12 protein-coding genes are annotated in these 13,482 nt (G+C 70.8%); 4 read left to right on the forward strand and 8 right to left on the reverse strand.

The window, feature by feature from the left end; all coding sequences use genetic code 11:
- Positions 1-158: 158 nt before the first annotated feature.
- The 5 genes from ASF28_RS12835 to ASF28_RS12855 form a co-directional block, all read right to left on the reverse strand.
- Complete coding sequence (locus tag ASF28_RS12835) at positions 159-1,934, reverse strand: PAS domain-containing sensor histidine kinase (RefSeq protein WP_056092946.1); 1,776 nt, start codon at positions 1,932-1,934, stop codon at positions 159-161.
- On the reverse strand, positions 1,924-2,244 hold the full coding sequence (locus ASF28_RS12840) for a circadian clock KaiB family protein (protein ID WP_056092949.1): 321 nt from the start codon (positions 2,242-2,244) through the stop codon (positions 1,924-1,926). The genes ASF28_RS12835 and ASF28_RS12840 overlap by 11 nt, the downstream gene beginning before the upstream one ends.
- On the reverse strand, positions 2,241-2,513 hold the full coding sequence (locus tag ASF28_RS12845) for a circadian clock KaiB family protein (RefSeq protein WP_338011694.1): 273 nt from the start codon (positions 2,511-2,513) through the stop codon (positions 2,241-2,243). Before ASF28_RS12845 ends, ASF28_RS12840 begins: the two co-directional genes overlap by 4 nt.
- Positions 2,514-2,581: 68 nt before the next feature.
- Positions 2,582-4,273 carry a circadian clock protein KaiC gene (kaiC, locus tag ASF28_RS12850; protein WP_056092953.1) on the reverse strand — a complete coding sequence of 564 codons (1,692 nt, stop codon included), beginning with the start codon at positions 4,271-4,273 and terminating at the stop codon, positions 2,582-2,584.
- On the reverse strand, positions 4,270-4,452 hold the full coding sequence (locus ASF28_RS12855) for a hypothetical protein (RefSeq protein WP_056092956.1): 183 nt from the start codon (positions 4,450-4,452) through the stop codon (positions 4,270-4,272). Before ASF28_RS12855 ends, kaiC begins: the two co-directional genes overlap by 4 nt.
- Positions 4,453-5,011: 559 nt before the next feature.
- On the opposite strand from ASF28_RS12855, the gene ASF28_RS12860 reads away from it, so the two are divergent.
- On the forward strand, positions 5,012-7,468 hold the full coding sequence (locus tag ASF28_RS12860) for a PAS domain-containing protein (RefSeq protein ID WP_056092959.1): 2,457 nt from the start codon (positions 5,012-5,014) through the stop codon (positions 7,466-7,468).
- 100 nt (positions 7,469-7,568) lie between these two features.
- Here the strand turns inward: ASF28_RS12860 and ASF28_RS12865 are convergent, their stop codons facing one another.
- A complete protein-coding gene (locus tag ASF28_RS12865) occupies positions 7,569-8,465 on the reverse strand; it encodes an NmrA family NAD(P)-binding protein (protein WP_056092962.1) in 897 nt (298 codons plus the stop codon).
- Positions 8,466-8,652: 187 nt separating this feature from the next.
- Complete coding sequence (locus tag ASF28_RS12870) at positions 8,653-9,453, reverse strand: pentapeptide repeat-containing protein (RefSeq protein ID WP_056092966.1); 801 nt, start codon at positions 9,451-9,453, stop codon at positions 8,653-8,655.
- 442 nt (positions 9,454-9,895) lie between these two features.
- Between ASF28_RS12870 and ASF28_RS12875 the strand changes: the two genes are divergently transcribed.
- A complete protein-coding gene (locus ASF28_RS12875) occupies positions 9,896-11,032 on the forward strand; it encodes a metallophosphoesterase (protein WP_056092968.1) in 1,137 nt (378 codons plus the stop codon).
- A gap of 34 nt (positions 11,033-11,066) precedes the next feature.
- Here the strand turns inward: ASF28_RS12875 and ASF28_RS12880 are convergent, their stop codons facing one another.
- Positions 11,067-11,942, reverse strand: a complete 876-nt coding sequence (locus ASF28_RS12880; RefSeq protein WP_056092971.1) for an AraC family transcriptional regulator — start codon at positions 11,940-11,942, stop codon at positions 11,067-11,069.
- A gap of 185 nt (positions 11,943-12,127) precedes the next feature.
- On the opposite strand from ASF28_RS12880, the gene ASF28_RS12885 reads away from it, so the two are divergent.
- Positions 12,128-12,691, forward strand: coding sequence for a DUF308 domain-containing protein (locus ASF28_RS12885; RefSeq protein ID WP_056092975.1), 564 nt, complete (start codon positions 12,128-12,130; stop codon positions 12,689-12,691).
- 217 nt (positions 12,692-12,908) lie between these two features.
- A complete protein-coding gene (locus ASF28_RS12890) occupies positions 12,909-13,379 on the forward strand; it encodes a hypothetical protein (protein WP_056092978.1) in 471 nt (156 codons plus the stop codon).
- Positions 13,380-13,482: the final 103 nt, after the last annotated feature.

A 13,482-nucleotide genomic window follows, 5' to 3' on the forward strand; every position in this document is an offset into this window, starting at 1 on the left:
TCAAGCAAGACCGTCTCCCGTCCGGGCCACTCGAGGGGGCCCGCAGGGGCAACCGGCGGACCGGACATCGGTTGCCGATCGGCCTGGGGATGGCGGTGCGTGGTGCCGTCGCGGCCCGATCCGGGGACGATGCGGCGACGCCGGGCCCGTCGTCTCAGCTACGCCGGGGGCGTTCCGCCCGCTCCGCCGGGGCGTTCTCCGACCACCTTGCGCAGCACCCGCGACAGCTCCTCGACGGCGTAGGGCTTGCGCAGCAGGTCGAAGCCGTGGCGCCCGTCCTCGGCGAGGACGTGGCTGTATCCGCTGGTGAGGATCACCGGCAGGTGCCGCCAGCGTCCGCGGATGAGGCGTCCGAGCTCGACCCCGTTCATGCCCGGCATGACCACGTCCGTGAACACCACGTCGAAGCGTCCCGCGCCGGCGTCCAGGATCGCGACGGCCTCCTCGGCGCTCGCGGCCCAGGTGGTCTCGTAGCCGAGGTCCCGCAGGAGCTGGGTCGAGAAGGCCCCGACCTCGGCGTTGTCCTCGACGACGAGCACGCGCCGGCCGCCGCCCGCGTCGGAGGCCATGCTGACCGGGGCCCGTTCGCCGGCCTCCGCCTCGGGGGCGTCGCGGGTCACGTGCGGCAGGTACAGGGTGAAGGTGGTGCCGTGGCCGACGACGCTCGCCACGTCGACGTTCCCGCCCGACTGCTTGGCGAAGCCGAACACCTGGGACAGGCCGAGGCCAGTGCCCTTGCCGACGGCCTTGGTGGTGAAGAACGGCTCGAAGATGCGGCCGATGCGGTCCGGGGGGATGCCGCAGCCCGTGTCGGAGACGGAGACGGCGACGAACGACCCCGGATCGGCGCGGTGGGTCCGGATTCCGGGCATCGCGGCGCCGCAATGCACGCGCAGCCGCAGGCTGCCCTCCCCCTCCATGGCGTCGCGGGCGTTCACCGCCAGGTTCACGAGCGCGGTCTCGAACTGGCTGGTGTCGGCCTCGACGCGGCACGGCCCGTCGAATGCGACGGACTCGATCCGGATGCGGGCGCCCACGATGGTGCCGAGCATGTCGGTGATGCGGACGACCCGCTCGTTGACGTCGAACACCTCGGGCGTGAGGGATTGCCGCCGGGCGAAGGACAGGAGCTGGCCCGTGAGCTTGGCGGCCCGGTCGACGGTGTCGGCGATGGCGTCGACGTATTTCCGGCGCCGGTCCTCGGCGAGGTCCGGGCGCCGCAGCAGGTCCGTCGACGACTTGATGATGGTCAGGAGGTTGTTGAAGTCGTGCGCGATGCCGCCGGTGAGCTGGCCGACGGCCTCCATCTTCTGGGCCTGCCGGAGGACTTCCTCGATCCGCTCGCGTTCCGCCCCCTCGGTCCGGAGGCGGTCGTTGGCGTCGGCGAGGTCGCGCAGGTGCAGGCGCTGCTCGCTCAGGTCGGTGAGCACGCCGCAGAGAAGGGGGGTGACCTCCTCGCGGTGGAGCTGGCTGAGGGACAGGTTGACCGGAAGCCCCGCCCCCGCCGCGGCCCTCAGGGTGATCTCGCCGCGCACGACGCCCTCCGAGGCGCCCGCGAGGAGGCGCATGAAGGCGGGCCGGTCGTCGGGGAGGACGAACGATTGCAGGGCGAGGCCGGTGACGCGTTCCTGCGGCACGCCGAGCATCTCGGCGAGGCGGAGGTTGCAGTAGAGCACGGTGCCGTCGGCGCCGAGGGTGAAGGCGCCCTCCTGGATCTGCTCGATCAGCACCCGGTAGGGCCTGTCCGCGTCCTCCAGGGTGTAGAGGTAGCGCCGGCCCTCCGGACCCTCGACCACGACCGCGTCGAAGTCGCCGCGCCGGATCGCCGCCACCGTCTCTTCCGCCTCGTGCAGCCTCAGGCGCGCGTCGCGGAGCAGCACCCGAACCTCGGATGCGCTCAGGTCGGAATCGTCCGGCAGGGGCTCAGCGCTCATCGCGTCCGGGATCGGATACGGGTTGGATCTCGAGGCCGCGAAGGACACGGGCCTCGTCCGAGAGGTCGCCGATGAGACGGCGGACGGGCAGCGGCTCCAGCCGGAGCAGGGTCGGGGCGGCCACGACCTGATGCACCTCGGCCAGATGGGGCTGCTGGTAGATGTCGATGGTTTCCAGATCGACCCGCCCCGACAGGGAGCCGTCGCAGATGCGCCGCAGGTTCTCGATGGCCCGGCGCGAACGCGGGGTCATGCCGGCCACGAACAGGCGCAGGACGTAGCGCGGGCCCGGGGGGACGGTCGGGCTCAAATTCCCTTGGCCTTAGGCCGGATGTCGAGGCCGACCAGGACCTTCTCGGTGTTCGACAGGTCGCCGATGATCCGCTTCAGGGGCTCGGGCAGGCGACGCACGAGGGTCGGGATGGCCAGGATCTGGTCGCCCGCCGCGAGCTGCGGGTTCTTCAGCAGGTCGATGACCTCGATGTCGTAGCGCCCGGGCAGGTGCTCCTCGCAGATCCGCCTGAGGTTCGCCATCGCCGCCATGGACTTCGTGGTCTGGCCGGCCACGTACAGGCGCATGTGGTAGGGGCCGCCGTCGATCTCGGCGCCGGTGGACGGGTCCACGGCCGGGCCGCTCGTGTCCTGGCTCATTCCGCAGCGCTCCGCCGTTGGGTGATGGCCCGGCGCTCCGTCGCCAGGAGGGCCTCGCGGCTCTCGTCCTCGCCGAGCAGGACGGCCTCTTCCTCCTCCGCGACTTCGAGGCTGGCGCGCAGCTCGGCCAATTGGCGCTCGATGGCCTCGCGCCGCCGGACGACCTCGCGCTTGCGCCGGTCGCTTTCCTGCGCACGCCGGAGGGTCTCGGCCTGCTCGCGCGCCTCCTGCACGACCCGTGCGGTCCCCGTGAGGACGCCCGCCGGTCCGACATAGGCGTCGACGAGCCTGACGCCGGCGGCGGACATCTGGAACTCGCGCACCTGGTTCGAGTGGCTCATGCCCCGGGCCTTGATCACGTAGAGGGTGCGCGAGCGCTCGCCGTTGGCCTCGATGTCGAGCAGCTTGATCCAGGCATCCATGAGCGACGACAGGCCGAGGTCGCCGCGCTCGTCGAAGCCCCCGTCCGTGCGCAGGCTGGTGAACACCGCCGTGATGCCGCGGCTCTTCAGCATGTCGACCATGCGCAGGAGGGTGGCCTGCAATTCGGTCGCCGGCCCCCGCAGCGCCGAGATCGGGTCGATGACGACGAGGCTCGGGTCGAACCGCTCGATGTCGCGGTGCATCCGGGCGAGGTGGGTCTCCAGGCCGTAGAGGGTCGGCCGGGCCGCCTCGAACCGCAGGAGCCCGGCCTCGACGTGCTGGGACAGGTCGAGGCCGACCGAGCGGGCGTTGCGGCAGATCTGGGCGCCGCTCTCCTCGAACACAAACGACATCGCCCGCTCGCCGCGGGCGCAGGCGGCATCGACCATGTAGGAGCTGATGGTGGTCTTGCCGGTGCCGGCGACGCCGGAGATCAGGATGCTGGACCCGCGGAAGAACCCGCCCGGGCTCAGCATGGCGTCGAGGCCGGCGATGCCGGTCGGGACGATGTCGTCGGAGGTGCCGTAATCGAGGTCGGCCGAGGTGACGGGCAGGACGCTGATGCCGTCCGCGTCGATGAGGAAGGGATACTCGTTGGTGCCGTGGGCGGAGCCGCGGTACTTGACGACGCGCAGGCGCCGGGTGGTGATCTGGTCCTCGACCCGGTTGTCGAGCAGGATCACGCAGTCGGAGACGTATTCCTCCAGTCCCTGGCGGGTCAGGCCGCCGTCGCCGCGCTCGCCGGTGATCACCGTGGTCAGGCCGCGGTCCTTGAGCCAGCCGAACAGGCGCCGGAGCTCGGCCCGCAGGATGGCGGCGTCGCTCAGGCCGGCGAACAGCGTCTCGATGGTGTCGAGGACCACGCGCTTGGCGCCGATGGTATCGACGGCGTGGCCGAGCCGGATGAACAGGCCTTCGAGGTCGTACTCGCCGGTCTCCTCGATCTCGCTGCGCTCGACGCGGACGTAGTCGATGGCGAGTCTGCCGTCCGCCACCAGACCGTCGAGGTCGTAGCCGAGGGAGGCGACGTTGGCGGACAGGTCCTCCGCCCGCTCCTCGAAGCTCATGAACACGCCTGGCTCGCCGAACTCAGTGGCACCGTTCACCAGGAAGGTGACCGCGAACAGGGTCTTGCCGCAGCCGGCGCCGCCGCAGACCAGGGTCGGACGCCCGGTGGGAAGGCCGCCGAAGGTCACGTCGTCGAAGCCGGAGATGCCGGTGGGGGCCTTCGCCAGCACGGTCTGGATGGATGCCTCTGCCGTCACGCCTTGCGTCCCTTGCTCGTCGCCGTGTCCGGTTCGGGGGCATCGCCCATCATCTCGTCGACGCGCCGCCGCAGGGCGGTCTCGATGAAGTTGGTGAGGGTCCGGTGGTCACGGCGGGCACAATCCCGCGTCGCCGCCAGGAGGTCGGCGTCGATCCGGATGGCGAGGGGCTTTTTCAATCGCAGACCCCGCCAGCCGTCATGTATTCCGGGTAGGGGCGCGCCTTGCGGAAAGCAATACAATTCGGCGACATCCCACAATTCGGTCGGACGGCGGGGATGCCTGTGCGTTGTCCGATGCAACGCGGGGGGTGACCCCTGGATTTCCGTCCCTGCGGCGGCAAAGGACGCTCGGCGCGCGGGCACCTCTTCTTGTCGAGCCATGATCGACCCGTACCTCTCGACGCTGAATCGTCGTCGGACGTCCGGGACGACATCGGAAGGACTTCGGAACGGTCTCGTCGGACCGGTCGTCCGCGCAGCGCCCCGGTCCGAGACCGCGTCCCCGGCGCTGGAACACACCCGGCGTCGAACCCGTTCGGGATCGCGCGTCCCACCGAAAACATCCGTTCCGCGTCCGACCCTCGGGAGGAGCAGCCTTGCGGCAGGTCACCGCGTTGCAAGTTCGGACATCGAAAGCCACACGCCCCCATGCCCCTCCGCAGACCTGTCGTTCCTGGGATCTCCGAGACGCCGGGCGTCGCCGTGCCTCCGCGCACCGCCGCCGGAGCGTGACCGGGTGAGCGACGGCCTGGCCTTCCTGGCGGGCGGCGGCGAGGCCGCCCGCATGATCCGCGGGCGCGACTGGACCGGGCATCCCCTCGGACCGCCGGAGACCTGGTCCCCGGAGTTCCGGACGGCCCTCAGCCTCGTGCTGAATTCGCCCGAGAGCATGATCCTGACCTGGGGTCCGGACCTGCACTTCTTCTTCAACGACGCGTATTTCCCCTTGCTCGGCCCGCGGCTGGCCTGGGCGATGGGCGAGCGCTTCGACGTGGTCTGGGCCGATGCCTGGGACCAGGCCAAGCCGATCATCGACGACGCCTTCGCGGGCCGCAGCCGGCGCTTCGACGACCTGCCCTGGAAGCTCGGCACCGACCGGGGTGCCGCCGACACCTGGTTCTCGTTCTCCTACTCGCGGGTGCTCGACCGCGACGGCGCCGTCGCCGGCCTGTTCATCTTCACCAACGAGACCACGGCGCGCGTCCTCGGCGACCGGGCGCTCCGGGAGAGCGAGGAGCACTTCCGCCAGACGGTCGAACTCAACCCGCAGGTGCCGTGGACCTGCGACCCGGACGGGAACATCACCTCCTACTCCAAGCGCTGGCTCGACCTCACCGGGCAGGCGCCGGGCGAACCGGACGGCTCCGGCTGGATCGCGGCCCTGCATCCGGACGACGTGGCGGGGACCCTGACGGTGTTCGCGGCCTGCCTGCCGTCCGGCGAGCCGGTGGACGTGGACTATCGCCTGCGCATGGCGGCCACCGGCGGGTATCGCTGGATGCGGGCCCGGGCCCGGCCCCGCCGGAACGCGGGCGGGGCCATCGTGCGCTGGTACGGGGTGGTCGAGGATGTCCACGACAAGAAGCTCGCCGAAGCGCGCCTGCGCGAGGTGAACGAGACCCTGGAGCGGCGCGTCGAGGAGGTCCTCGTCCAGCGCAAGCTCTGGGCCGACGTGTTCGAGACCACCGACGCCCTCGTCGGCGCCCTCGACACCGACTTCCGGCTCCTGGCCGCCAACCGGGCCTGGGTCGAGGAGTTCGAGGCCGTGTTCGGCGTCCGGCCGCATCTGGGCGACGACATCCTCGGCCTCCTGTCCCACCGACCCGAACTGGCCGATCCCGTGCGGGCGACCTGGGGACGGGCCCTGGCCGGCGAGGAGTTCACCGTCGTCGAGGAGTTCGGCGACCCGGACCGGAAGCGGCCCTGCTACGAGCTCAAGTTCACGACCCTGCGCGATCCGGACGGGCGGCGCATCGGGGCCTTCCAGTACGCCCAGGACATCTCGGAGCGGATTCGCGCCCAGGAGCGGCTCGCGCGGGCCGAGGAGGCCCTGCACCACGCGCAGAAGATGGAGGCCGTAGGTCAGCTCACCGGGGGCGTGGCCCACGACTTCAACAATTTGCTGACCATCATCCGCTCGTCCGTCGAGTTCCTGCAGCGGCCCGACCTCGCCGACGAGCGCCGCACCCGCTACCTCGCGGCGGTCAGCGACACCGTCGACCGGGCCGCTAAGCTGACGAGCCAGCTGCTGTCCTTCGCCCGTCGGCAGGCGTTGACGCCCGTGGTGTTCGAGGTCGGCGCGCGCCTCCGCAGCGTCTCGGACATGCTGAATGCGGTGACGGGGGCCCGGATTCGCATCGTCACCGAGGTGCCGGCGCAGCCCTGCCACGTGCGGTGCGACCCGAGCCAGTTCGAGACCGCCCTGGTCAACCTGGTGGTGAACGCGCGCGACGCCATGGACGGCGAGGGCACGCTGACCCTGACGCTCGCCTGCGGGGTCGGCCTTCCCGCCATCCGTGGCCATGCCCCCGCCTCCGCGCCCTTCGTGGCCCTGTCCGTTGCGGACGGGGGCGCCGGCATCGCCCCGGACCTGCTAGCGCGGATCTTCGAACCCTTCTTCACGACGAAGGCCGTGGGCAAGGGCACCGGCCTCGGCCTCAGCCAGGTCATCGGCTTCGCCAAGCAGTCCGGCGGCGACGTCGACGTGACGAGCGCGGTGGGGCGCGGCACGCACTTCACCCTCTACCTGCCCGAGGTCGACGCACCCGGGCGGGCGGAGGCGCGGGACGGGGATGCGCCCGAGGAGCGGACCGGGGAACCCGGCCTGCGGGTTCTCGTGGTCGAGGACAACCTCGAGGTCGGGCGCTTCTGCATGCAGCTCCTGGAAGATCTCGGCCATACCACGGTCTGGGCCCACAACGCCGAGGCGGCGCTGGTCGAGATGGAGCGGGACCCGTCCCGCTTCGACGCGGTGTTCTCCGACGTGGTGATGCCGGGCATGGGCGGCGTCGAGCTCGGACGGCGCCTGCGAGCGCAGCACCCGGGGATGCCGGTGATCCTCACCACCGGATACAGCGACGTGCTGGCGCGGGACGACACCCACGGGTTCGACCTCGTTCGCAAACCCTACTCGGCCCGCCAGGTCGCGCGGGCGCTGCGCGCGGGCCTGGCGCGGCAGGGGCGCCGGTCCTGACCCGGCCGATGCCGTCGTTTCGCGCCGGTGCGGTCGTTTCGGCAACGGCCGCCTTCGCTTCCTGGGTCGCCGATACGCGGGCTCAGGCGCACCGCCCCCGTCACCGCATCGCGAGCACCTCCCGCACCCCGGTCCATGGCATCCCGGGATACCGGTCGTTGTCGAGGGGGCCGAGCTTGCCGTCGCCGCTGTACATGTCCCGCATGTACTGCATGCTCTGCCACGGCGGGAAGACCTCGCCCTTTCCGGGCGCCACGAGCCGGGCGAGTTTGATCATCGCCTCCAGCATCCCGATGCCGCCCACCCGAAAGGTCCTGAACGGCTTGCCCACAACGTCGCTTGCCGCCGCCGCCAGGCCGCGCGGGCTCGTCACCTCGCCGGCGATCCGCAGCCACCGCGGCGTGGTCGGGTCCATCGCCGCGGCCGCCGTGTAGGCCGCCACGTCGTCCATCGTCGTGAAGTCGACGGCCTCGTCCACATCGCCCCAGTGGATCACCCGCCGCGGACCGAACAAGATGAACGGCGCCTGCCCGGTCAGCATGTCCATGAAGGCGCCGTTGAGGATCGACGTCGCCCGGATCGGCGCCCCGTCGAGGGTTTTCGCGAATTCCCGTCGCAGGTCCATGTTGCGGTTCGACCCCGGGGGCGTCCGCGAAAAGTCCAGGGAGAAGTCCGAGGGGATGAACCGGGGCACCCCAGCCGCGACGGCGGCCTGCAGAAGCACCGACTGCGTGCCGAGGATCGTCGGACGCAGCCCGTTCAGGGCCGACACGACGCAGTCCGTGCCGACGCAGGCCGCCGTCACCTGAGACAGGTCGTCGAGGTCGATCTCGACAACGCGCACCCCGGACGTCCGCAGGGCCGAGACCCGATCGGCCGCCGTGCCGCGCCGCACAACCGCCTTCACGCCCGCACCGCGTTGCCGAAGCGCCCGCGCGATCCGCAGGCCGAGACCCCCGGTCCCGCCCGCCAGCACGACCTCGGTCGAGCCACTCACGTCATCGCCCTCAGGATCAGCTTACGCACGACCGCCACCTCACTTCGCCCCCACCCATCGCCCGAAGGCAATGGACCGGGACCGCAGGCGTTCCCGGTCGCCGCCGATCCCCGGCTCGCCGGTACGATGGAGCGCGAGGCGCTCCGCATCCGACACCCGATGGGGCGTCCATGCGGGGCGACGAGGGTCAGTCGGTCGACTGCGTGATGGCGCGGTCGACGTTCACGCGGGACGACCAGTCCTTGGCGCTGTCCTGGCCCTTGAGGGAGACGAGGCGGGCGCCGCTGACGTCGACGTTCTTGAAGTCGGCGCCCGACACGGTCGCGCCGGTGAGGTTCGCTCCGGACAGGTCCGAGCCCATCAGCACCACGTCGGTGAGGTCGGCGTCGGTGAGGTCGGCGTATTCCAGGCGCGAGCGCCCGAGGTTCGCCCCCTTCAGGTTGGCGCCCTTGAGGTTCACCGAGACGAACACGGCCCGCATCAGACCCATGGACTGGTTCTTGATGTCGGCGCCGCCCTTGAGGTCGACCAGGGTCGCCCCGGCCATGTTGGCGCCCTTGAAGTCGCCGATGGGCATGGAGCGGCTGAGGTCGGCCCCGCTGAGGTTGGCGTCGCGCGCGGTGATGCCGAACATCTTGGCGCCGACGAGCTTGGCCCCCGAGAGGTCGGCTTTGATGAACCAGGCCTGCTCCAGGTTCGCCCCGGTCAGGTCGGCGCCGCGCAGGTTGGCCTTGTTGAGGCGGGCGGTGCGCAGGTTCGCGCCCCTGAGGTTCAGGCCGGACAGGTCGAGGCCGGCGAGGGCCCTGTCGCTGAGGTCGATGGGCTTGCCGTCCGCCTCGGCGATCAGCGCCTCCACATCGCCGCGGGTCATTTCGGCCGTCGTCATCGCGGCCGAGCCCATGTCGGCGCCCAGCAGCAGATCCTGCTCGGCATGGGCCGGGGCGGCCAGAAGGACGGTGGCGAGCAGAAGGGGGGCGAGGCGGCGCATGGTGTCTCCCGATGTTTCGCCCTGGCCCGTCGAAAGCCTGTGCTTCCTCACGGTGATGCCGGACGGGTTTTGTTCAGTGGCGACGAGGGTATGGATCACCGGTCGGACCGGCTGTGACCCAGGTCACCGATGCCGGCTTGGTCGAGAGCCGCCGCGGGCCGGTGCAGGTGATCGGCCGGGCAAGCCCGACCCCGAACAAGCCCGACCCCGAACAGGATAAACCAAATCCGGTCGTCCATGCGGATTCTCGTCACCGGGCGGGCCGCGCGACCCGGATGGGCGGACACCGTCGACCACGCGTGCGGGTGTGCTCGGCGGCACCTGACGGCGCCGTGGAAGTGGATCGACGCATCCCTCGGCACGCGGTCGGTGATAGGGCCTCGGGCGATCCGGGAGCCGGATCGGCCCCGTACCGGTCGTCCACCGTCGCCGAACTGCGAGCATGTTCCACCTGATCTTCGGCCTGCCCTGCCTGTACGTCGTCACCCGGGTGCTGTGGCCGCTGCCCTGGCCGCTCGCCGTGAAGGCGATCGTCGCGATCCTCCTGCTGATCGCGTCGCAGTATCACCTGTGGAGCCGCCTCTCGTCCGGCTCGGTGTTCGCGCCCGAATTCCCGCGCGGGCTGATCGTGCTGTTCAACTGGGCCTTCGGCGCGATCGTCCTCCTGGCGGCCATGCAGCTCACCCTCGACGTCGCGGCCCTGGCCTCGAAGCTCCTGCCCGGTGGCGGCTGGGCGATTCCCACCGGGTGGCGCTACGCCGAGGCGGCCCTGGCCATGCTCCTGGCGGCGGTGGCGGTGCAGCAGGCCGTGCGGGTGCCGCCGCTCAAGGACGTCACCGTCGAGATCGCCGACCTTCCGGCCGGCTTCGACGGCTACACCCTGCTCCAACTCACGGACCTGCATCTCAGCCGCCTGTTTCCGGAGGCATGGGCGCGGGAGGTGGTGGCGCGGTCCAACGCCCTCGGCGTCGACCTCGTCGTGGTCACCGGCGACCTCATCGACGGGTCCCTGGCATCGCGGCGCGCCGACGTGGCGCCCCTGCGCGGGCTGCATGCCCCGGACGGCGTCTGGGTGATCCCCGGCAACCACGAATACTTCTTCGAATACGCGGCGTGGATGCGTCACTATGCCGGGCTCGGCATGGGCGTGCTCGAAAACCGGCATACGCTCCTGCGGCGCGGTGCCGATGCCGTGGTGCTGGCCGGCGTCACCGACCTGTCGGCGTCGCAGTCCGGCCAGCCGGTCCACGACCTCGATGCGGCCCTGGCCGGTGCGCCGCCGAACGTCCCCATCGTTCTCCTCGACCATCAGCCGAGGGATGCGGGCCGGGCGGCCGCGCGGGGCGTGGCCCTGCAGCTCTCCGGGCATACGCATGGCGGGATGATCCGGGGCCTCGACCGCCTGGTGGCACGGGCGAACAACGGGTTCGTCTCGGGCGCCTACGCGGTCGGCGGGATGACCCTCTACGTCAACAACGGCACGGGGCTGTGGCCGGGCTTCGCCCTGAGGCTGGGTCCTCCGTCCGAGCTGACGCGCATCACGCTTCGGACCAAGGGGTTTTCGCGGAACGCCCGCTGACCCGGTGTGCCCGGAGCGGGAACCTGCGGCGATCTCACGCTTCGTCGCGCGGCGAATGTCCGAACAACGCCTTGTAGGCGCGACTGAACGCGGCCTCGGACTCGTAGCCGACCCGGAGCCCGATCTCGCCGACGCGCGCGTCGCGCCGCCTCAGCATGTCGCGGGCGAGGCCGAGCCGCCATTCGTTCTGGTAGCGCAGCGGTGCCCGGCCGCCGAGTTCGGTGAACCGCTCGGCGAAGCTCGAACGGGACATGCCGGCGACCTCGGCCAACGCGTCGAGGCTCCAGGGTTGCGTCGGTCTCCTGTGCATGACCTTGAGCGCCCGCGCGATGCGCGCATCGGACAGGCCGCCCAACCACCCTGACGTATGCCCGAGGTGGACCCAGGTCCGAAGCGTGCGGATGACGAGCAGATCGATGATTCGGGAGATCATCAGGGCCGCGCCGGGCTGCGCGTCGACGGTTTCGCGCATCATGAAGTGGACCATGCCGTCGAGCCATTCCGCACCCTGGGCACGCTGGATGTGGAGGCAGCGCGGCAGGGCGGAGATCATGCCCCGCAGGCTGTAGGGGTCGAAGCGGAACCGGCAGACGATGACCCGCGCGTCGCCCCCGGACGCCACGAGGCGCGATGCGCCCGGGCCGCGGGGCAGGAGCACGAGATCGCCCGTGTCGATGGAGACGGGTCCGAGGTCGCCCGCACCGACGTGGAGCGCGCCCTCGGCGACGATGAGGATATGGGCCGCCCCAGCCTCCAGATTCAGCCGCTCCGACTGCGCGACGGTCCGGGAATCGACATGGTCCCCGGTGAGGCGGATCTGCGCCAGGACGTGTGAGAGCAGATCGTCCGTTGCTGCACCGCGCGGACCATCATCCGGAAGATCGGTCAAGTTCTCCCGGGTTTCCGTCATGTCACCGGCCGATCGGGGGCTGTACTCAGACCGCCATGGAGGGGCGCATCCCCATGGGGAAACAGCCCTTTTTCGCGGGATCGGATCTCCATCCCGGCCTCTCCCCGCATGATCGACGGGTCTGCCGATCCGCCGTCACGGCGGCCCGACGGGGTCACGGCATTTCTACAGTTGAGGACAAAGAGATGACACACCACACCGACGCACGCTGGCTGAGGTTTTATTATGTCCTGCGGGCCGGGGTTGCCGCCGCCTGGGTCGCAGCCGCGTTCACCCTCGGCGAGGGCCTGCCGGCGGGCATCGCCATCCTGCTGGTCGCCTACCCGGCATGGGATGCGGCGGCCAATCTCCTCGATGCGCGGCGCAGCGGCGGCCTCAGGTCCAATCCCAGCCAGGCCGGCAATGCAGCCGTGAGCGTCGTCACCGCGGTCGCGGTCGCCGTCGCGCTCGGGCAGGGTCCCCACGCGGTCGTGGCGGTGTTCGGGGCCTGGGCCATTCTCTCCGGGCTGCTGCAACTCGCCACCGGCCTGCGTCGCTGGAAGGCCGGTGCCCAGTGGGCGATGGTCCTGAGCGGGGCGCAATCGGCCCTCGCCGGCGGCTTCTTCCTCAAACAGGCGACGGGTGCCGCGACGCCGGGGATCAGGGACATCGCGCCCTACGCCGCGTTCGGCGCCTTCTACTTTCTCGTATCGGCCGTGTGGTTGACGGTGGCGCGAGCGCGGCAGGCCCCGGTCGGCCGCACGGCCTGAACCCCGAACCTCGAGGGCACGGTCGCCTGCTCGACCACGCGCCTCCGGCGTCGTCCGACGGCACGCCGGTCGGGCCCGGGCCGGAACACCCGAGCGACCGGCCCCGGGATCGTCGATTCGCCGCCGGGCGCCTCGCCCCTACCTTACCCTCCGTGACGCGGCGGAAAGCCGTGCGCCGGCCGCAAACCGGTCGGACGTGGGAACCGGAGGAAACCAGATGCCCAACCATCTGTTCGACGAAAGCAACATCACCTGGCGGACCCTGGATTGGCTCCCGCACATCGCGTTCTTCGTCTACAAGGTCGACGAGGAGAACCGCATCGTCGACGTGGTGTTCAAGTTCGCGGCGAACCAGCGGGTGATGCTGCATCGGCACAAGAGCCCCTACGTGACCCTGGTGATGCAGGGGGAGCTCCGGTTCTACCGCGAGGACGGAACCCTGAAGGAAATCCGTCCGACGGGCAGCTACGTCTCGGGCGTCGCCAACGGCGATCCGCACATGGAGGGGGGCGGCGACGAGGATGCCATCGTGTTCTTCAGCAACCGCAACATCGAGGACGCCCTCTACGAGTTCCTCGACGAGGCGGGCCACCCCGTCCAGGTCCTCGGCATCGCGGACTTCAAGGCGCAGCTCGAAGACCAGATCGCGACGGGCACCTTCGCCAAGGTCACCGCCAGGGCCGCGTAGCCATCGCGGACACCGGGGGAGCCGCGGTCTCCCCGGTGTTCGCAACTACGATCGGCCGGCGTGGCCGGTCGTGCCGGTGTCATCCCCACGACCCCGCCGGGGC

This window comes from Methylobacterium sp. Leaf99 (assembly GCF_001422375.1).
GTDB lineage: Bacteria > Pseudomonadota > Alphaproteobacteria > Rhizobiales > Beijerinckiaceae > Methylobacterium.